Annotated in this window: 19 protein-coding genes; 1 reads left to right on the forward strand and 18 read right to left on the reverse strand. The window is 68.2% G+C overall.

Translation table 11 applies throughout. From position 1 onward, the window contains the following. Positions 1-9 precede the first annotated feature (9 nt). The 16 genes from ACIQCN_RS06120 to ACIQCN_RS06195 form a co-directional block, all read right to left on the reverse strand. A complete protein-coding gene (locus ACIQCN_RS06120; protein ID WP_400607278.1) occupies positions 10-930 on the reverse strand; it encodes a diacylglycerol/lipid kinase family protein in 921 nt (306 codons plus the stop codon). A 9-nt stretch (positions 931-939) separates the two neighbouring features. Beyond that, entirely contained in the window at positions 940-2313 is a 1374-nt protein-coding gene (locus ACIQCN_RS06125) for an NAD(P)(+) transhydrogenase (Re/Si-specific) subunit beta (protein ID WP_400607276.1), read from the reverse strand. Then, positions 2310-2612 (reverse strand): NAD(P) transhydrogenase subunit alpha, encoded by a 303-nt coding sequence (locus ACIQCN_RS06130; RefSeq protein ID WP_400609941.1) that lies wholly within the window; start codon positions 2610-2612, stop codon positions 2310-2312. Before ACIQCN_RS06130 ends, ACIQCN_RS06125 begins: the two co-directional genes overlap by 4 nt. Beyond that, complete coding sequence (locus ACIQCN_RS06135; protein ID WP_400609943.1) at positions 2612-3781, reverse strand: Re/Si-specific NAD(P)(+) transhydrogenase subunit alpha; 1170 nt, start codon at positions 3779-3781, stop codon at positions 2612-2614. The genes ACIQCN_RS06130 and ACIQCN_RS06135 overlap by 1 nt, the downstream gene beginning before the upstream one ends. Before the next feature lie 200 nt (positions 3782-3981). Then, positions 3982-4785, reverse strand: coding sequence for an IclR family transcriptional regulator C-terminal domain-containing protein (locus tag ACIQCN_RS06140; RefSeq protein ID WP_400609945.1), 804 nt, complete (start codon positions 4783-4785; stop codon positions 3982-3984). Between the two features lie 30 nt (positions 4786-4815). Then, complete coding sequence (locus tag ACIQCN_RS06145; protein WP_400607267.1) at positions 4816-5505, reverse strand: 3-oxoacid CoA-transferase subunit B; 690 nt, start codon at positions 5503-5505, stop codon at positions 4816-4818. A 1-nt stretch (position 5506) separates the two neighbouring features. After that, positions 5507-6196 (reverse strand): 3-oxoacid CoA-transferase subunit A, encoded by a 690-nt coding sequence (locus tag ACIQCN_RS06150; protein WP_400607265.1) that lies wholly within the window; start codon positions 6194-6196, stop codon positions 5507-5509. Between the two features lie 3 nt (positions 6197-6199). After that, the gene (locus ACIQCN_RS06155; protein WP_400609947.1) at positions 6200-7396 is read right to left on the reverse strand and encodes a thiolase family protein; all 1197 of its coding nucleotides are present in this window, start codon (positions 7394-7396) and stop codon (positions 6200-6202) included. Beyond that, positions 7396-7821, reverse strand: a complete 426-nt coding sequence (pcaC, locus tag ACIQCN_RS06160) for a 4-carboxymuconolactone decarboxylase (RefSeq protein WP_400607261.1) — start codon at positions 7819-7821, stop codon at positions 7396-7398. Before pcaC ends, ACIQCN_RS06155 begins: the two co-directional genes overlap by 1 nt. Next, positions 7818-8636, reverse strand: coding sequence for an alpha/beta fold hydrolase (locus ACIQCN_RS06165; RefSeq protein WP_400609948.1), 819 nt, complete (start codon positions 8634-8636; stop codon positions 7818-7820). The genes pcaC and ACIQCN_RS06165 overlap by 4 nt, the downstream gene beginning before the upstream one ends. After that, a complete protein-coding gene (locus ACIQCN_RS06170; protein WP_400609950.1) occupies positions 8629-10101 on the reverse strand; it encodes a lyase family protein in 1473 nt (490 codons plus the stop codon). Before ACIQCN_RS06170 ends, ACIQCN_RS06165 begins: the two co-directional genes overlap by 8 nt. Continuing rightward, entirely contained in the window at positions 10098-10652 is a 555-nt protein-coding gene (gene pcaG / locus ACIQCN_RS06175) for a protocatechuate 3,4-dioxygenase subunit alpha (protein ID WP_400607255.1), read from the reverse strand. Before pcaG ends, ACIQCN_RS06170 begins: the two co-directional genes overlap by 4 nt. Then, positions 10645-11514: a protocatechuate 3,4-dioxygenase subunit beta gene (pcaH, locus tag ACIQCN_RS06180; protein WP_400607253.1), complete on the reverse strand. Its 870-nt coding sequence runs from the start codon at positions 11512-11514 to the stop codon at positions 10645-10647. Before pcaH ends, pcaG begins: the two co-directional genes overlap by 8 nt. Before the next feature lie 25 nt (positions 11515-11539). After that, the gene (locus tag ACIQCN_RS06185) at positions 11540-13420 is read right to left on the reverse strand and encodes a bifunctional sugar phosphate isomerase/epimerase/4-hydroxyphenylpyruvate dioxygenase family protein (protein WP_400609951.1); all 1881 of its coding nucleotides are present in this window, start codon (positions 13418-13420) and stop codon (positions 11540-11542) included. Continuing rightward, positions 13420-14301 carry a shikimate dehydrogenase gene (locus tag ACIQCN_RS06190; RefSeq protein ID WP_400609952.1) on the reverse strand — a complete coding sequence of 294 codons (882 nt, stop codon included), beginning with the start codon at positions 14299-14301 and terminating at the stop codon, positions 13420-13422. The genes ACIQCN_RS06185 and ACIQCN_RS06190 overlap by 1 nt, the downstream gene beginning before the upstream one ends. A 126-nt stretch (positions 14302-14427) precedes the next feature. Beyond that, on the reverse strand, positions 14428-15255 hold the full coding sequence (locus ACIQCN_RS06195) for an IclR family transcriptional regulator (protein ID WP_400609954.1): 828 nt from the start codon (positions 15253-15255) through the stop codon (positions 14428-14430). Between the two features lie 233 nt (positions 15256-15488). On the opposite strand from ACIQCN_RS06195, the gene ACIQCN_RS06200 reads away from it, so the two are divergent. Continuing rightward, complete coding sequence (locus ACIQCN_RS06200) at positions 15489-16808, forward strand: MFS transporter (protein WP_400607244.1); 1320 nt, start codon at positions 15489-15491, stop codon at positions 16806-16808. 118 nt (positions 16809-16926) lie between these two features. On the opposite strand, the gene ACIQCN_RS06205 is transcribed toward ACIQCN_RS06200, so the two are convergent. Both ACIQCN_RS06205 and ACIQCN_RS06210 read right to left on the reverse strand, forming a co-directional pair. Beyond that, entirely contained in the window at positions 16927-18015 is a 1089-nt protein-coding gene (locus ACIQCN_RS06205; RefSeq protein WP_400609956.1) for an ATP-dependent DNA ligase, read from the reverse strand. Between the two features lie 98 nt (positions 18016-18113). Further along, on the reverse strand, positions 18114-18608 hold the full coding sequence (locus ACIQCN_RS06210; protein ID WP_400609958.1) for a hypothetical protein: 495 nt from the start codon (positions 18606-18608) through the stop codon (positions 18114-18116). Positions 18609-18664: the final 56 nt, after the last annotated feature.

Here is an 18664-nt window from a genome sequence, read left to right on the forward strand (position 1 = left end):
CCTGTTGGGTCACATTCGCAGGGTGAGGGCGCCCGGGTCGATGGTCATCCGGACGTGCTTGCCCTCGCCTTCATGGTCCCCGTCAAGCTGGTAGTCGTCGTTGTGTTCCAGGGTGATCTCCACGGACTTGCCCTGGAAGTACTCAACCGAGGTGTCCTTGTTCCGGCCCTTGCCCATGATCCCGGCCAGCACGGAGAGCCAGCCCAGCTTGCCGTGGTGCGGGGCAAGGACGGCGACATCCAGGAGACCGTCGTCGATCTTGGCATCCGGGAAGATCTCCAGACCGCCCTGGACCTTCCCGCAATTGCCCACCATCACGCTGCGCACGCCGCGGCGCACCACGGTCCTGCCGTCCACCACCACGGTGGCCTTAACCGGCTTGCCGGGCAGGTTCCTGATGCCTGCATCCACGTACGCCAGCCAACCCACCTTGTCCTTGAGGTCCTCGTTGGTGTCCGCCATTATCGTGGCGTCGTACCCCACTCCGGCCATCACCAGGAACATTTGTTCCTGGTCCGGCTCGCGGCGGAGGGCCCGGACCACGTCGATCCTGCGCTCAGTGCCGATCAGCGCGCCGGCCATGGCGCCGTCGTAGTCCGTCACGTCCATGCCCAGATTCCGGGCCAGCAGGTTGCCGGTGCCCAGCGGAAGCAGGCCCATCGGGATCTCCCCGCCGGCGAGTACCTCTGCCACGCACCGCACGGTTCCGTCGCCGCCGGCGGCGATCACGAGGTCCGCTCCCTGGGCCAATGCCTCCTTGGCCTGCCCCACTCCGGGATCCTCCTTGGTGGTTTCCAGCCAGATCGCCTCGCCCCACCCGTTTTCGACGCAGTGTTTGGCCACCAGGCCGCGCACGTCGATGTCCACCGGCTTGGCAGGGTTGACGATAATGGCAGCGCGCGGGGGCGACGCGGGGTTCTTGGCAGTCATGGCGCCAGCCTACAGTGCCTTGACCGCTCCCAGGACCTGCGCCAATGACTCTTTGGCGTCACCGAAGAGCAGCGACGTCTGGGGTTCGTACAGCAGCTCATTCTCGATGCCGGCGAACCCCGGGCGCATGGACCGTTTGAGGAACACCACCTGCCGGGCTTCGGCCACTTCGAGGATGGGCATGCCGTAGATCGGCGACCCGGAGGACGTCTTGGCCGCAGGGTTGACCACGTCGTTGGCGCCCACCACCAGCGCCACGTCGGCGGTCTTGAAGGCCGGGTTGATCTCCGCCATCTCCTTCAATGACTCGTACGGCACGTTGGCCTCGGCAAGCAGCACGTTCATGTGCCCGGGCATGCGGCCTGCCACCGGGTGGATGGCAAAGTCCACCTCGATCCCCCGCGCCTCCAGGGCCTGCGCCAGTTCCGCCGCCGTATGCTGCCCCTGCGCCACCGCCAGGCCGTACCCCGGCACGATGATCACCCGCTGTGCATAGCCCAGCAGCACCGCCACGTCTTCCGGGCTGGAGGACCTTACGGGACGGTCGCTCACGGCGGTGGAACCCGCCGTCGAACCTCCGCGGAAAGCCCCGAACAGGATGCCCGCAACGCTGCGGCCCATCGCGGCCGCCATGGCCCGGGTGAGGATCGTACCCGAGGCGCCCACCAGCGTGCCGGCCACCACGAGCAGGACGTTGCCCAGGACCACGCCGGACGCCGCAACGGCCAGGCCGGTGAACGCGTTCAGGAGTGAGATGACAATCGGCACGTCCGCACCGCCGACGGGCAGCACCAGCAGGATGCCGGCGGCCAGGCCCAGGATAAGCAGACCCACCGCGAGCGCCGGGGACCCCGTCAGGATGATTCCGACGGCGGCGCCCACCGCCCCGAGCAGGACGAGCGCCATCACCACCGGAAGGCCGGGGAATACGACGGGGCGGGTGGTCATCAGTTCCTGCAGCTTGGCGAACGTGACGCCGGAGCCGGCGAAGGAGACGGCACCCACCAGCAGCGTGAACACAATGGCCAGGCGCACCCAGGGATTCTCCGTGTGGCTCAGCTCCAGCAGTGCCACCAGCGCTGCCGCGCCGCCGCCCACGCCGTTGAACAGGGCCACCAGCTGCGGCATCTGCGTCATCTTCACCCGGCGCGCCACGGGGGCAGCCACGGCGCTGCCCACCGCGATGGCCGCCAGGATCCAGGGGATGTTGTCCAGCCGTGCGGACAGGAACACGGTGACGACGGCGACCAGCGCACCGAATGCGCCGATCAGGTTGCCCCGGCGCGCGGTCCGCGGTGAGCTGAGGCCCCGCAGCGCCAGGATGAAGAAGACGGCGGCGGCCAGGTACAGGAGGGAGGTCCAGACGGGATCGAGGAGGCTCATTTGCTGTCCGCCTTCGGTGCTGCCTTCTTCGCGTGGAACATGTGCAGCATCCGGTCCGTAACCACAAACCCGCCCACCAGGTTCGCCGTAGCCAGGACCACGGCCAGCAGCGCCACCGCGAGGACCCACGGATCCCCGGCCTGGCCGGCCACAATGATGGCGCCCACCAGGATGATCCCGTGGATGGCGTTGGCACCGGACATCAGCGGCGTGTGCAGCGTGCTGGAGACCTTGGAGACCACCTCGAAGCCCACGAAAACGGCCAGCACCGTGATGGTCAGCAGGCTCATTCCATCCATCACTGAGCCCCCTCCTGCCATGCGTCAATACGTTGTGCCAAGAGCTCGGCTGTGGGCTGGTGCCGCACCGTGCCGCCATGGGTGAGGCACGCGCCGGCCACCACCTCGTCGTCGAAATCCAGTGTGAGCGCGCCGTCCCTGACCAGAAGGGCCAGCAGGTTCGCCACGTTCTTGGCATACAGCCTCGAGGCGTCGGCCGCCATCGCCGATGCCGGATCCTTCAGCCCCACCAAAGTGACGTAGCCGGAACCGTCCGTGGCGGGAACCAGGATGTCCTGGCCCGGGACCGATCCCTCCACGTTGCCGCCGGACTCCGCGGCGAGGTCGATGACGACCGAGCCGGGGCGCATGTCCTGCACCATTTCGCGCGTCACCAGGAGGGGCGCAGGGCGGCCGGGGACCGCCGCCGTCGTAATTAATACGTCCGACTGCGCCACATGCGGTGCCAGCAGCTGGCGTTGGCGGGTGCCGGCGTCGGAACTCAATTGGCGGGCGTACCCGCCGGCCGCCTCCGCGGTCTCCAGGTCGAGCCGGATGAAGGTGCCGCCCATGGATGCGACTTCGTCGGCGGAGGCGGGGCGGATGTCATTGGCGAAGACGCGGGCGCCCAGGCGTTTGGCGGTGCCGATCGCCTGCAGGCCGGCCACGCCCGCGCCGAGGACCAGGACCCGCGCCGGAGGCACCGTGCCCGCAGCGGTCATATAGAGCGGGAAAAATCGCGGCAGGCGGATGGCCGCCTCGAGGACGCAGCGGTAGCCTGCCACCAGCGCCTGGGAGCTGAGCGCGTCCATCGACTGCGCCCGGGAAATTCGGGGCACCAGCTCGAGCGCGAATGACGTGACGCCTGCGTCCGCCAGCGCCTGCACCGTGGGAAGTGCGGACGACGGCGACGCGAGCCCCACCGTCACGGCGCCCGTTTTCAGGGCGGCGGCTTCGCCCGGGTGCAGTGGGCGGACGTGGGCCAGGATGTCCAGGGCGGCCGGGTCGAGTTCATTGGCGATCTCCGCGCCCGCCTGGCGGTACTCCCGGTCCGGATGCCCGGCGAACTCCCCGGCACCGGCCTCGACGATGACGTCCAGGCCCAGCCCGGCCAGCTGCTTCACCGTCTCCGGCGTGGCGGCCACGCGCCGTTCACCGTCCGTCCGGTCCCGCGGTACGCCTAGTTTCACCCGCGACTCCCTTCCTGCTGCACATGGAACAAGGTCCGCGGGCAGCGGCACTGCAGCGCGCGGTTGGCTAGAGTCTATGGCCCACACTGCCGTGGCGGGAGTAGGACGGAGTCCGTGGGTGCAAAGAGGTGCCGGGAGCCCGGCCCCGGGTCCCCGCGCAGTGGCAGCTGCCCTGAGGCCGCTGCCGGGCCGGACCCGGGTCAGCCGCGGGCCGTGAGGTCCGCCGAGATCAGCTTGGCCGTGGCTACGGTTTCCTTTGCCACGGAGGCCAGGTAGGCGTCAGGGTCCGGCTGCGCGGCCACCGACTGCGCCTGCAGGGAAACGTTCACCGCCGCCACCACTTTGGGCCCGTCAAACACCGGCGCCGCCACGGACATGAGTCCGAGTTCCAGTTCCTGGTCCAGCACGCACCAGCCCTGCGCCCGGACGGTGTCCAGGACGGCGAGCAGTTCCGGGACGGTTCCCAGTGCGCGGGGCGTCAGGGGTTTGATCTCCGCGGCCTCAAGGTACGCCGCCAGGGCGTCCGGCGGCAGGTTTGCCAGCAGCACCCGGCCCATCGAAGTGGCGTAGGCCGGGAAACGGGTCCCCACGGTGATGCCGATGGTCATGATCCGGCGCGTGGTCACCCGCGCAATGTAGGCGATGTCGGTGCCGTCCAGCACGGCCGCGGAGGTGGACTCCCCCAGTTTCAGGGACAGTTCCTCCAGGTGCGGCTGCGCCAACTGCGGCAGTGAGAGTCCGGACAGGTAGGCATATCCCAACTGCAGGACCTTGGCCGTCAGCGCGAATGTCTTCCCGTCCGTCCGCACGTAGCCCAGCTCCACGAGCGTGTGCAGGAAGCGCCGCGCGGTGGCACGCGTCAGCCCGGTCCGCGCCGCCACCTCGGTCAGCGTCATCAGCGGGTGCTCCGCCCCGAACGCGCGGATCACCGCCAGGCCGCGCGCCAGCGACTGCACGTACTGGTCGCTGGCCTGCGGGGTTTCTGTAAGGGCGGCGTCGGTCATGGTTACCAATCCTAGCCCCGGCGCCTTTGCCTAATTCCCGACGGCGGGCGCGGCCTTCAGCGGCACCGGCACCAGTTCCTGGAGTTCTTCAAGGGTGCAGCCGAAGGTTTCGCGGACGCTGACGCCCTCGGGTCCCGTGAGGAAGACGGCCTTGTCCGTGTAGACCCGCGTCACGCAGCCCACCCCGGTGAGCGGGTAGGTGCAGGACTCCACGATCTTGGATGCACCCTCCCGGGTCAGGAGCGTCATCATGACGAACACGTCCCGGGCGCCGGTGGCAAGGTCCATCGCACCGCCGACGGCCGGAATGGCACCGGGCGCACCGGTATGCCAGTTCGCCAGGTCGCCGGTCACAGAGACCTGGAAAGCGCCGAGCACGCAGATATCCAGGTGCCCGCCGCGCATCATCGCGAACGAGTCGGCGTGGTGGAAGTAGGACGCACCGGGGAGTTCCGTCACGGGGATCTTGCCGGCGTTGATCAGGTCCTCGTCAATCTCCTCCCCCTTTGCTTCGGGGCCCATGCCCAACATGCCGTTCTCGGTGTGGAGGGTGATGTTCTGTTCCTCGGTGAGGTAGTTCGACACGAGGGTGGGCTGGCCGATGCCGAGGTTCACGAAGGAGCCCGGGGCGATATCGCGGGCCACGAGTCGTGCCAGGTCTTCACGTCCCAACGGGGTGTCAGAGGTCCGGAGGGACTGCTCATTGGACTGGATGGTCATGCTAGGCCGCCTTTTCTGCCGTGTTGCCGCTGCCGGCCACCTGGACGATGGTGTTGACGTAGATTCCCGGGGTTACGACCTCCTCCGGGTCCAGGGCGCCGGTGGGCACGATCCCGGAGACCTGGACGATGGTCTGCTTTGCCGCGGCGGCCATGATGGGGCCGAAGTTCCGGGCAGTCTTGCGGTAGACCAGGTTGCCCTTGCCGTCCGCCTTCAGTGCCTTGATCAGCGCGACGTCGGCGTGGATGGGCGTCTCGAACACCTGGCCGCGGCCGTCAATGATCCGGGTTTCCTTGCCCTCGGCGAGCATGGTCCCGTACCCGGTGGGCGTGAAGAACCCGCCGATACCGGCGCCGGCGGCCCGGATCCGCTCGGCCAGGTTGCCCTGCGGGACGAGTTCCAGCTCGATCTCGCCGGCCTTGTACTTGGCGTCAAAGTGCCACGAGTCGGACTGGCGCGGGAAGGAACAGATCATCTTCTTCACCCGCCCCTCCTTGATCAGCAACGCCAGGCCCTGGTCGCCCTGTCCCGCGTTGTTGTTGACCACGGTGAGGTCCGTGGCGCCGCAGTCCAGCAGCGCGTCGATCAGTTCGAACGGCTGCCCGGCGTTGCCGAACCCGCCGATCATCACCGTGGAACCGTCCTTGATTCCGGCGACGGCCGCCTGGACCGAATCTACGAAGTTCAACATTGCCTATCCCTTTCCAGCAGTTACGTTCTCGAGGACCACGGCGAGGCCCTGGCCCACGCCGATGCAGATTGCCGCGACGCCCCAGCGTTCCCCGGAGGCCTGCAGGGAGCGGGCCAGCGTGCCGAGGATCCGGGTGCCGGAAGCCCCCAGGGGGTGGCCCATGGCAATCGCGCCGCCGTGCCGGTTCACGATCGAGGGGTCGACGCCCCAGGCGTTGACGCACGCCAGGGACTGCGCGGCGAACGCTTCGTTAAGCTCGACGGCGCCTACCTGGTCCCAGCCGATCCCCGCCTTCGCGAGGGCCTTGTTCGCCGCCTCCACCGGTGCGTAGCCAAAGTACTGGGGGTCGTTCGCGTGCGCGCCGCGCCCCGCGATCCGGGCGAGCGGGTCCAGCCCGAGCAGCCCGGCGGCAGTCTCGGATCCAATCCAGGCCGCGGAGGCGCCGTCGGACAGCGGGGACGCGTTGCCCGCCGTGACCGTGCCGTTTTCTGTCCGGAACACGGTCTTGAGGCCGGCCAGCTTCTCGGCGGAAGAGCCGGGCCGGACTCCTTCGTCCCGGACCAGGTCGGTGCCGGGGACCGGCGCCACCAGGTTGTCGTAGAAGCCCTCGTCCCAGGCGGCGGCGGAGAGGTTGTGGGAGTTCGCGGCGAACTCGTCCTGGGCCTCCCGCGTCACCTTGTACTTCTCGCGGAGCCGTTCGGTGGCCTCGCCAAGGGAGATGGTCCATTCCTTCGGCATCGCCTTGTTCACCAGGCGCCACCCCAGCGTGGTGGAGGCCAGCGTCATGTCCCCCGCCGGGTAGGGCTTCTCCGTCTTCGGCAGCACCCAGGGTGCCCGGGACATCGACTCCGCACCGCCGACCAGCATCAGGTCCGCGTCGCCGGCGTTGATCTGCCGCGAGGCGATAATTGCAGCGTCCAGCGACGAGCCGCAGAGCCGGTTCACCGTGGTGCCCGGGATGGAAACCGGCAGCCCCGCCAGCAGCGTGCCCATGCGGGCGATGTTGCGGTTCTCCTCGCCGGCACCGTTGGCGTTGCCGAACACCACCTCATCGATCCGTTCGGAATCAAGTCCAGGGGCGCGCTTCACGGACTCCCTGATCACGTGCGCGGCCAGGTCATCCGGCCGGACTGCAGCCAGTCCGGAACCGAACTTGCCAAACGGGGTGCGCACGGCGTCGTACACAAAAGCCTGGTTCATCAGGAGGCATCCATTTCTTTGAAGACGTTCTGGGCAGTTTTGAAAGCCGTGTTGGCGGAGGGGACGCCGCAGTAGATGGCGGTCTGGAGGAGGATCTCCTTGATCTCGTCCCGGGTCAGGCCGTTGCGGAGGGCTGCGCGGACGTGCATGGCCAGCTCTTCCCAATGGCCGTGGGCCACCATGGCCGTCAGGGTCACGGCGGAGCGCATCTGCCGGGAGAGTCCGGGCCTGGTCCAGATGCCACCCCAGGCGATCCTGGTGATCATGTCCTGGAAGTCGTCGGTGAACGCATCCTTATTGGCGTTGGCACGGTCCACATGGGCGTCACCGAGCACCTCGCGCCGGACCACCATCCCGCCGTCGTAAATCTCCTGGCTCGTGGCCTCCGGCTGAACGACGCCGTGGCGCGGGTCGCTGGTGTTCATGCCTGTGCCCCGTTCGTCTCGGCCCAGGCAATGAGGCTGCGCATCAGGTCCGCCACGTGTGCCGGGGCCTCGGCAGGGGCGAGGTGGGCCACGCCTTCGAGGCTCACGGCCGTGGCGGTGCCGCCGCCCGCGGTGATCCCGGCCGCCACCTCTTCGGCCATTGACGGCGGCGCCACACCATCCAGGACGCCGGCAATGATCTGGGTAGGGACGCGGATGCTGCCCAGTTCGCCGCGCACGTCAAAGGCGGCCAGCGCCTCGCAGCAGAACGCGTAACTGAAGCGGTCGGCGTCGCGCAGGGCGTGCAGGAGACGGCTGCTGAAGTCGGGTTCGCGGTCCATGAAGCCGGCGGCGAACCAGCGTTCGGCGGAACCCTGGATCATCACGGCTGTCCCCTGGGTGCGGACGGTCTCGGCACGTTCCAGCCAGGCCTCCGGGGTGCCCAGCTTGGCGCCGCTGCACTGGACGGAAAGGCTCTTGAGCCGCTCCCCGTGCTTGATGCCCAGCTGCAGTCCGGCGGCTCCGCCCAGGGAGACCCCGGCGTAGTGGAACGCCGCGCCCGGCGCAATGGAATCCACCAGGTCCACCACGGCGTCGGCCAGGTCAGCGACGTCGAAAGTTTCGGCCGCGGCAGGCGACAGGCCGTGGCCGGGCAGGTCCCACGCCACCACGTCATAGTCGTTGCCCAGCAGGGAGGCGGCCCGGTTCCACAGGAGGGTGGAGGTTCCCAGCGAGGGCCCCACCACCAGCAGGGGGTGGTCTCCGAGGGGTCGCTGGGGGGAAAGCAGTGCGGCTTTCAGGGCGGGCTTAACCACGGGGGGCTCCGTTCGCATCGGTGCTGGATGGGGCAAAGTCGGGATAGGCGGCCAGGATGCGGCGCGCGATCTCCTGCGCCTGGCCCAGGTAGCTGGCCGGGTCCAGTAGTTCTGTGAGCCGCAGGTCCGTGAGGGTCCCGGCCGGGACGGCCCCACGCAGCAGCCTGCGGTAGGCCGCGGGCTGGTCTGCGGGCGGGGCTTCCAGGGTTTGGTCCACCACAGCCTGGAGCTGCTGCCTGCCGTTCAGGCCGTCCCGTTCCGGAAGCACGGGGGCCACGGCGGCGGCCACGCCTTCGGCCAGCAGCAGCGGACCGGCGAGGTCCAGGTTGCGCCGCATGCCCCCGGGGAACGCCTGCAGCCCTTCGGCCAGCTCCCGTGCGTGGCCCGCAGCGCCCAGGGCCAACGCCAACAGCTGCCGGAGTGCCGGCCATTCGGCATGCCAGGCGCCGTCCGGGCGTTCGTCATTGAAGTTGGCGGCCGCGAGGTGTAGTTGCGCGGACAACCCGGGGGCCTGCAGCGCGGCGCTGCGCACCAGGACGGACAGGACCGGGTTCTGCTTCTGAGGCATTGCGGAGGACACACCGCGGCCGGCAGCCCGCGGTTCCGCCACCTCGGCCACCTCCGGACGGCTCAGGAACAGCACGTCCGAGGCGACCTTGCCGAACGCGTCCAGCACGGAGGCCAGGGCGTGGCCGAGCGCTGTTATGGGCAGCCGGTTTGTGTGCCACGGGCCGGGGGCGGCTGCCAGTCCCAGCTGGACGGCCAGCCCATCCGCCAGGCTGAACGGAGTGGACGGGGAATCCGCGGTGAGGACCGTTGCGGCGGCCAGTGTCCCGGCGGCCCCGCCGGACTGCACCGGAAACTCCAGCGCAGCGAGCTGCCGCCCTGCCGCGGCCACGCCGTGGAACCACTGCGCGGCCCGGAGCCCGAAGGTATAGGGAAGCGAATGCTGCGTCAGGCTCCTGCCGACGCACAGCGTGTCCGCATGCCGCTCCGCCAGGGCGGCGAGCGCCGCCGTCGTGCCTTTCAGGTCCCCCAGCACCGCCTCAACGGTGTTCCGGGCCAGGAGCATCAAGGCGGTGTCCAGGACGTCCTGGCTGGTCAGCGACGTGTGGACGGCGCTGGACGCACCAATGCCTCCGTGGTCCAGTGCCTGGACGTTCTTCCGGAGGTCCGCCAGCAGCGGGATGACGGGGTTGCCTCCGCCCTGGGCGCGCCGGGCGATATCCGCCGCGTCGTAGCGGCCGGGGTCGGCGGCAGCGCTGACGACGGCAGCCGACCCCGCGGGCGCCAGGCCCGCCTTTTCGAGCACGGCAGCCCAGCCGGACTCGACGGCGAGGATCGCCGCGAGCACCGCACCGTCACCTGTCAGCGACGCCACCACGGGTGATGCGGAGACGGGGCTGAGCAGGCCGGCGTCACCCGCTGCCGGAAAGGCGCCTCCCGCGCCGGCGGCGCGGCTCACTGGAAGTCCAGGAAGACTGTCTCGCCCTCGCCCTGCAGACGGATGTCCCAGGTGAGGCCGCCGTCCGGGTCGCGGCGGGCGACGAGGGTGCTGCGCCGCTCCGGCTCCAGCGAACGGAGCAGCGCGTCCTTGGCCAGCGCCTCCTGGTCCTCCGGCAGGTAGACCCGGGTGAAGAGCCGGTTCATCAGGCCGCGGGCAAAGATCGCCACAGAGATGAACGGCGCAGCACCCGGCTCCGTCGGGCCGGGGTTGACCGTAGTGAAGGTGAACTGTCCCGTGTTGCCAACGGCGGAGCGGCCCCACCCGGTGAAGGTGTAACCGTCGCGGACCAGGGAACCGGTCCGCTGGACCACATTGCCTTCGGCGTCGGGCTGCCAGATTTCGAGGATGGCGTCCGGGATGGGCTCGCCGGCGCCGTCGTAAACGGTGCCCTGGAGGCGGACGGAGCCTGGCGAGCCGGGCGCCAGCAGCTCCCTGTCCTTGGCGAACGGCAGTGCGTAGCCGTAGAAGGGCCCCACGGTCTGGCCGGGGGTGGGAACGGGCTTATTCATGGTCATCTCCGTCTGCTCCCATCGCTTCATTCTCGGTCCAGGTCCGCTTGGGGCCGGTCAGGACGATGTCCCAGTTGTAGCCCAGCGCCCACTCGGGGCTGGTGAGGCTGTGGTCGTAGGTGGCCACCAGCCGGTCCCGGGCATCCTGGTCCACGATGGACTGGTAGATGGGGTCCAGCGGGAAAAGCTGGTCGCCCGGGAAGTACATCTGGGTGACGATGCGCTGGGTGAACTCCTGCCCGAACAGGGAAAAGTGGATGTGCGCCGGGCGCCACGCGTTCAGGTGGTTCTTCCATGGGTAGGCGCCGGGTTTGATGGTGGTGAACCGGTACGAACCGTCCGGTCCGGTGATGCAGCGGCCCACGCCGGTGAAGTTGGGGTCCAGCGGCGCGGGGTGCTGGTCCCGCTTGTGGATGTAGCGGCCGGCGGAGTTCGCCTGCCAGATCTCCACCAGTTGCCCGGCCACCGGGCGGCCGTCGCCGTCCAGGACGCGGCCGGTGACGATGATCCGCTCGCCCAGGGGTTCGCCGTTGTGCTGGATGGTCAGGTCCGACTCCAGCGCGTGCACGTCCTGGTGGCCGAAGGCCGGCGAGTACAGCTCGATGGTCTCCGGGTCCGCATGGTGCAGGCTCTTGGTGGGGTGGCGCAGGATGCTGCTGCGGTACGGGGCGTAATCCAGCCGCGGCTGTGTTTCCACGGCGGCTCCGTCCTTGACGGCCCGGGCGTAGGCCTCGCCGAGGGCGGCCATCTCGGCGCTGAGGTCCGCCTGGCTTTCTGCGGCAGCGTCGAGGGGTGCGTGGCCTGCCTTGGGTTCGGCGGGAGGCACGAGCTCGTCTGATTCAGCGTTGATCTCTTCCGGCACGGCTGGCTCCTTTCTGGTGCTCTGGTTATCTGCTGGGCGGGTGGGGTTGGCGGTGGTCGTACTGGACTGCATGGCGGACCGGGGCGTTGGGGGCGCCGTAGCCGTCATAGCCGCCGCGGCGCTCCACCATTTCGAAGAACACGCTGCCCACGGTGGCCGTGTAGAAGTGCAGGAATTCGCCGTCGGCGTCGCGGTCATACAGGAGGTTCAGTTCCCTGAGCGTCGCCAGGAAACCGGGTTCGAGATCGAACCGGGCATCCAGGTCCTCGTAGTAGTTGGCCGGGATCTGCAGGAACTCCAGGCCTCGGCGGCGGGCCTCCCGGGCGGTTGACACCAGGTCTTCCACCGCGAAGGCGATGTGTTCCTGGTAGGCCCGGCGGACCTCGCTCTGTGCCTGCTGCACGGGTGCGAGGTTGAGCACCAGCCGGACGGCGGCGTCGGACGTCTGCATGACCTGCGAGCGGACCAGGCCGCTGGGGCTGGGAACCTCGGCGAACGGCTGCGGTTCCAGGGCCAGCGCACTGGTATAGAAGAGGACGGCCTCGTCGAAGTGCTGCCACGGCTGGGCCAGGTTGACGTGATCGATGATGGCGCTGACTCCGCCCGAGGGGTGCTCCAGGCCCTCCCCGAACTCGCGGGTCCACGCGGCGGTGCCGTCGGGGCTGCCCTGGCACAGGAAGATCTCGGTGGAGTCCGGGGCGCAGATGCCCTGGAACACTTCCTCGTCCGCCTGCACCTTCCGGGCCACCACGGGGGCCTTGAGCTGCTGGGCCCGGGCGGAGGCAATCACGGGCGATTCGACGTCGAATCCCAGGGCCGCGATGGCAGGTTCTGCGTGCCGCGCGGCCTGTTCGTTGATGATGACGCGCGCCTGGCCCATGGTCCACAGCTGGACGTCCTTGGTCCGGTGCCGGCCTTCGAAGGCGAAGCCCAGCTGGCCCAGGAGCTTCTCCAGCTGCGCGGTATCGTCCGCCTTGACCTCGGCGAAGTTGAAGCCGGCGGGTTCGTTCACCTTGGGCAGCGTGGCCAGTTCCATGGGATAACGACGGCGGGAGTCGGCGGAGCCCCGGGTTTCCGCTGCGTTCCCGGCGAGCCACTTGGCGCTCTGCTCTTCCAGCCAGATGAGCGAGCGCATGGCGTCCACGGCCGTCCGCTCCACGTCCGCCTGGCGGAAGACGTCATTGAAGACCTCCAGCGAAACCGGTCCGCTGTAACCGGCGCGGATCACGTGGCCCATGAACTTGGCCAGCTCGAACTGCCCCTCGCCGGGGAACACCCGGTAGTGGCGGCTCCAGGACAGGACGTCCATGGAGAGCTTGGGGGCGTCGGCCACCTGGACGAAGAAGATCTTCTCCGCGTTGATGGCTTCGATGGGTGCGGTGTCCCAGTCGCGCGAAAGGATGTGGAACGAGTCCAGGCACGTGCCCAGATTGGGGTGGGCCACCTTTTCCACCAGCCGGTGGGCGTGCTCGTAGTCGTTGACGTACTTGCCCCAGGCCAGGGCCTCGTAGGCGACTTTGACCCCGTGTTCCCCTGCCAGTTCCGCCAGCCGGGACAACTGCTCGGCACGGAGGTCGTCGTCATCGATGGTGGCCGTGGCCACGTTGGAGCAGACCAGGATAGTGTCCATCCCCAGGCGGGACATCAGCGTGAACTTTGCCGCGGCCCGGCGGAGGTTGGCCTTGAGCAGGTCCGGGGTGACGCCGTCGAAATCGCGGAACGGCTGGTAAAGGTCCAGGCCCAGGCCCAGGTCCGCGGCCATTTTCCGGATGTCCTCGGGGCTCAGCGGCGACGTGACCAGGTCCTGCTCGAAGATCTCGATGCCGTCGAACCCGGCGACGGCGCAGGCCTGCATCTTTTCCTTCAGGGTGCCGGACAGGCAGACTGTGGCGATTCCGGTGCGCATCAGGCGGCCACCTCCTCGGCGGCGACGAGCTCCAGGAAGTGCGAGCGCATGCGGTCCGGGTCGGCGTCCAGGCCGGTGAAGATCCGGAACGCGTCTGCGGCCTGGCCCACAGCCATGCGGCCGCCGTCCAGGACGTCGCAGCCCTTGGCGCGGGCGGCACGGACAAGCTCAGTGTCGATGGGCCGGTAGACGATGTCCGCCACCCAGTGGCGCGGTTCCAGCAGGTCAAGGTCAAGGGGTACGCCGGGATGGGCGGCCATGCCCACCGGCGTACAGTGCACCAGGCCGTCGGCGGCGCGCATCAGCTGCGGCAGCTCCGCCGTCGTACGGGCTGTAACGGTGCTTGCGGGGAAGAAGCCGGCCAGCTCGGCGGCGCGCGCTTCGGCGCGCATGGGGTCCACGTCCACCAGGTCCAGGACGCGCACGCCGGCGGTCAGCAGGGCGTAGGCGACGGCGGACCCGGCACCGCCGGCACCCAGCTGGACTACGCGGTCCAGCGCCGCGCCGGGGAGGCCGGAAGCGAGCGCCGAGGCGAAGCCGGAGAAGTCGGTGTTGTGGCCGATGAAGCGGCCATCCCGGATGAGGACCGTGTTCACCGCACCCAGCCGGCGCGCGTCCGGGGTGATCTCATCCAAATGTTCCAGTACCAACTGCTTACACGGGTGGGTGATGTTCAGGCCGTTAAAGCCCAGGATGCGGGCGCTCTGCAGGATGCCGCCGACGGCTTCGCCGTGCAGTCCAAGCTCGAGGAGGTCGATGGGCCGGTAGAGATAGCGCAGGCCCTGCACATCCCCTTCGCGCTCGTGCATGGGAGGCGTGAGTGAGGGCATGACGCCCTCGCCGACCAGTCCCACAAGGCAAGACTCAGTCTGATTACTCATCCGCGCAGCTCCTTTGGTTACGGCACCGGAAGCCGGATGCGGGCCTGCCGCATGGCCAGTTTTCAGTGATGGTGATTACGGTACAGGAAAAGTTCACTTTCCGCACTATGGTTCGTCATGCGAACTCTAGCGCTGCGGAAGTCGGGCAGCCAACTCAGCGGCGGCATCCTGAAGGAGCGGCACGTGGGCTATCAGCTCCGGGAGCGTGAGGCGGAAGACCGGAACCGCCGTGGCCAGGGAGGCGAACGCGAAGCCTTGCGCGTTCAGGAGGGGTACGGCCACCGCCCTCATGCCCGCTTCGTTTTCCTCATCCATCAGCGCATACCCTTGCCGCCGCACCTGCTCGATCTCCGCCCGGAAGGCTTCGCGGCTGGTGATGGACTTTTCGGTCAACGCCTCCAGCGGCAGGTCCGCCAGCAATTCCTCCCGCTCCGCGTCCTCGGCGAAGGCCACCAGCGCCTTGCCGACGGCGGTGGTGGACAGCGAGCCCAGGTGGCCGGGGTCGCTGGTCACCCGGAACATCTGTGGGCCGTCCACCTTGTTCACGGTCAGGTGATGCCGGCCGTCCCGCACGCTGAGGATGGTGGCCTCGCCGGTCTGTTCGGTGACCCGACGCAGGACCGGCATGGCGGCCCCGGCGAATCCGTGGTGGTTCGAGACCCGCTGGCCCAGCTGGAACACGCGCAGGCCAAGGTGGTAGCGCCGGCCGTCCGGCTCATAGTCGACGAATCCGTCGCGGGCCAAGGAGCCGAGCAGGCGGTACGTGGTACTGAAGGGCAGCCCGGCGCGCCGGGAGACCTCCGCGGCACTTGCGCCACGCGGCTCGTCACCCAGGAGGACCAGCAGGCCCAGGGCCTTGCCCACCATGTCCGTGCGGTCCGGACTCTTGCCCGCAGGCTGCCCCTCATCGTGGGCGGGGACATCGTTGGCCGCTGTGGCTTGTTTCACACTCATGTCTTGATATTGCCACAATGTGAGAGCTATTTCTAGATTGTGGGTAATTTCTTGACAGGTGATGAGGTTCACAGACATCATTGCTGTATCGCACAAGTAGCTCTCACCATGTGGCTACTCGTCCCGGGTGTTCCCCGACTCCAGCCGCGTACCGCACCCCTGCCCGCACCAAGGCACCAGCGGCTGCGGACCCCAGATCCATCCGCGACAATGTCGTCACACTAAGGAATTCCATGAGCCAGACAACCTCCCAGGCCGTACAGGCCACAACCGGGAACGGCGGCACCCCCAAGAAGGCTGCCCTTGCCAGCTTCCTGGGCAGCGCCGTCGAATACTACGACTTCTTCATCTTCGGTTCGGCCGCGGCGCTGATCTTCCCCACAGTCTTCTTTCCCAGTGCAGATGCCAACGCCGCCATCATGTCCTTTGCCACCTTCGGGTTCGCCTACGTGGCCCGTCCGGTAGGCGCCGTCATCCTGGGCCACTTCGGCGACCGCGTGGGCAGGCAGAAGGTCCTGATGTTCACGCTTCTGCTCATGGGTGCCTCGACGTTCCTCATCGGCTGCCTTCCGGACTTCAACACCGTGGGATGGTGGGCACCGGCCCTCCTGGTACTGGCCCGGCTCTGCCAGGGACTCTCCGCTGCCGGCGAGCAGGCAGGTGCTTCCTCCATGACGCTCGAGCACGCACCGGACAACCGCCGCTCCTTCTTCACGTCCTGGACGCTCACCGGCACCCAGGGTGGCCAGATCCTCGCGGCCCTGGTCTTCATTCCCGTCCTGGCACTGCCGGACGAAATCAAATACGGCATCGGCTGGCGCGTTCCGTTCTGGCTCAGTGCCCTGGTGGTTGTAGTGGCGTTCTTCATTCGCCGCACCCTGCACGAACCCCCGGCCTTCGAAGAAGCGCAGAAGTCGGCCCAGATCTCCAAGCTCCCGGTCGCCGACCTTCTGAAAGGCCACTGGCGCGACGTGCTCCGCGTGATCTGCTGCGCCTTCATCGCCGCCGTCTCCACCGTGTTCGGCACCCTTGCCATCAGCTACGCCAAGACTGTTGCCGGCGTGGACGGCACCACCACGCTATGGCTGGTGGTGGGCGCGAACCTCGTGGCCCTGGGCACCCAGCCGCTGTTTGGCATGCTGGCTGACCGGATCGGCCGCAAGCCCGTCTTCATCTACGGCGCGCTGGCCAGCGCCGTGCTGACTCCCGTGTTCCTGCTCAGCCTGGAATCCGGCAGCGTCCCCCTGATGTTCCTTGCCGCCATCGGCTTCTTCTCCTGCGGCTACGCAGCCTCCAACGCCGTCTGGCCGTCCTTCTACGCGGAGATGTTCAGCACCAAGGTGCGCTTCTCCGGCCTGGCCATCGGCACGCAGCTCGGGTTCCTGATGGCAGGATTCGCTCCGGCAATCGTTGCCGCCATGGGTGGCATCAAGCCCGGCGGCTGGGTCCAGATCAGCATCTTCACCGCCGTCATCTGCTCTGTTGCAGCCATCTCGGCCCTCACAGCCAAGGAATCCTTCAAGATCCCCACCAAGGAGCTCGGCCTCAAGTAGCCCTGGTCTCAGGTAACGGGCTGGCCCGTCTTTGGCGAGAGCCCGCCGTCCACTGTGGATGGCGGGCTCTCGGCGTCTGAACAGGGCCGGCCCGGCAGCCTACGGCCGGCCCGGCAGCCTACGGCCGGCCCGTTGCCAGGACCGAGGCCAGGTTGAAATTCACCGGTTCCTCGAGCTGCGCGTAGGTGCAGGACTCCGGGTCGCGGTCGGGCCGCCAGCGGTTGAACTGCGCCGTATGCCGGAACCGGTCGCCTTCCATGTGGTCGTACCGGACCTCCACCACCAGTTCCGGGCGGAGCGGGACAAAGGAGAGATCCTTCCCTGCGCTCCAGCGGCTGCCCTCGGCGTTGCGCGGCGTGCGCCCGCCTTCCTCCTGTTTGGCCCAGGACCAGGGGTGGTCCTCGAAATCCGTCACCAGGGGCTGCAGCTGTTCATGGAGCTCCCTGCGCCGGGCCATGGGGAAGGCTCCGATCACGCCCACGCTGGCCAGGGCGCCGTCGTCCTTGTACAGGCCCAGCAGCAGCGAGCCGATGGCGTCCGGGCCGCTCTTGTGCAGCCGGTAGCCGGCCACCACGCAATCGGCGGTTCGCTCGTGTTTGACCTTGAACATCACGCGCTTGTCCGGCTCGTAGCGGCCGTCCAGCCGCTTGGCCACAATGCCGTCCAGCCCGGCGCCCTCGAACTGCTCGAACCACTGCCCTGCTGTGTATTGGTCGGTTGTGGCTGCCGTGAGGTGGATAGGGGCGGCGCTGGCTGCGAGCGCTTTCTCCAGGGCCGCCCGGCGTTCTGAAAAAGGCCTGGCGGTGTAGTCATCGTCCCCCAGTCCCAGCAGGTCGAAGGCCACAAAGGCTGCCGGGGTCTTCTCGGAGAGCAGTTTCACCCGGCTGGCCGCGGGGTGGATACGCTGCTGGAGGGCATCGAAATCGAGCCTGTCCCCGGATGCTCCCACCAGGATGATCTCGCCATCCACCACACAGCGCGGCGGAAGGTTCTCTTTGACCGCGGCCACCAGCTCCGGGAAGTAGCGGGTCAGGGGCTTCTCGTTGCGGCTGCCGATTTCCACTTCGTCCCCGTCGCGAAAAATGATGGACCGGAAGCCATCCCATTTGGGCTCGTAGCTGAGGCCGCCGCCGGCCGGAAGACTTCCGATCCCGCTGACGGCCTTGGCAAGCATGGGCGGGACGGGCGGCATCACGGGAAGTTCCATGGTGCCCATTCTTGCCCGTCAGGCGCAGACGGGAAAGGGCCCCGTCCGGATTGGACGGGGCCCTTCACGTGGGAACGGAACGCGGTGACGCCGGGAAACTAGGCGGCGGGAACGGCGGCCGGGTCGGTGACGGGTGCTTCCTCGACCGGCGCCTCAACCACGGCGTTCTGTGCTTCGTACTGCTCGGCCAGAGCCTGGTAGGCGGCCTTCGCCTGGTCCACGGCAACCTGGTTGGCGGCCTTCAGGGACTTCAGCGCCTGGAGGTTGGCGGCGCGGAGGGCCTGGACCTGGTCCTGGGCCGCCTTCTTGGCGGTGCCCTTGGCCGACTTGGTGGCCTCAAGGGCAGCCTTTTCGGCGGCCTGGTAGTCGGCGTGTGCCTGCTTCTCGGCAGCGAGAGCATCGGCCTGGACGGTCTTGAAGGCTGCGAATGCCGCCTCCACCTCTTCGAGGGTGACCGGTGCAGCCACAATTTCCTCCACGGCCACGTAGCCGCTGTCCACGGTGGCGTCAGAAGCGAACGCGGCCCCTGCGCCTGCGCCTGCCATGAGACCGGACGCGAAAACTACTGCTGCCACTTTGGTGATTGCTGACATGTAAAGACTCCATTGGTTTGGGAAGTGTCGCAGCTGGCCCAGCACCAGCCGTCCAT

The organism is Pseudarthrobacter sp. NPDC092424, from assembly GCF_044754925.1.
Lineage (GTDB): Bacteria > Actinomycetota > Actinomycetes > Actinomycetales > Micrococcaceae > Arthrobacter.

Bases quoted from the DNA above. Each gene is read 5' to 3' on its own strand.
- ACIQCN_RS06120 (WP_400607278.1), bottom strand. From the start codon at position 930: ATGACTGCCAAGAACCCCGCGTCGCCCCCGCGCGCTGCCATTATCGTC.
- ACIQCN_RS06125 (WP_400607276.1), bottom strand. From the start codon at position 2,313: ATGAGCCTCCTCGATCCCGTCTGGACCTCCCTCCTGTACCTGGCCGCC.
- ACIQCN_RS06130 (WP_400609941.1), bottom strand. From the start codon at position 2,612: ATGGATGGAATGAGCCTGCTGACCATCACGGTGCTGGCCGTTTTCGTG.
- ACIQCN_RS06140 (WP_400609945.1), bottom strand. From the start codon at position 4,785: ATGACCGACGCCGCCCTTACAGAAACCCCGCAGGCCAGCGACCAGTAC.
- ACIQCN_RS06145 (WP_400607267.1), bottom strand. From the start codon at position 5,505: ATGACCATCCAGTCCAATGAGCAGTCCCTCCGGACCTCTGACACCCCG.
- ACIQCN_RS06150 (WP_400607265.1), bottom strand. From the start codon at position 6,196: ATGTTGAACTTCGTAGATTCGGTCCAGGCGGCCGTCGCCGGAATCAAG.
- ACIQCN_RS06155 (WP_400609947.1), bottom strand. From the start codon at position 7,396: ATGAACCAGGCTTTTGTGTACGACGCCGTGCGCACCCCGTTTGGCAAG.
- pcaC (WP_400607261.1), bottom strand. From the start codon at position 7,821: ATGAACACCAGCGACCCGCGCCACGGCGTCGTTCAGCCGGAGGCCACG.
- pcaG (WP_400607255.1), bottom strand. From the start codon at position 10,652: ATGAATAAGCCCGTTCCCACCCCCGGCCAGACCGTGGGGCCCTTCTAC.
- ACIQCN_RS06185 (WP_400609951.1), bottom strand. From the start codon at position 13,420: ATGCGCACCGGAATCGCCACAGTCTGCCTGTCCGGCACCCTGAAGGAA.
- ACIQCN_RS06190 (WP_400609952.1), bottom strand. From the start codon at position 14,301: ATGAGTAATCAGACTGAGTCTTGCCTTGTGGGACTGGTCGGCGAGGGC.
- ACIQCN_RS06195 (WP_400609954.1), bottom strand. From the start codon at position 15,255: ATGAGTGTGAAACAAGCCACAGCGGCCAACGATGTCCCCGCCCACGAT.
- ACIQCN_RS06200 (WP_400607244.1), top strand. From the start codon at position 15,489: ATGAGCCAGACAACCTCCCAGGCCGTACAGGCCACAACCGGGAACGGC.
- ACIQCN_RS06205 (WP_400609956.1), bottom strand. From the start codon at position 18,015: ATGGAACTTCCCGTGATGCCGCCCGTCCCGCCCATGCTTGCCAAGGCC.
- ACIQCN_RS06210 (WP_400609958.1), bottom strand. From the start codon at position 18,608: ATGTCAGCAATCACCAAAGTGGCAGCAGTAGTTTTCGCGTCCGGTCTC.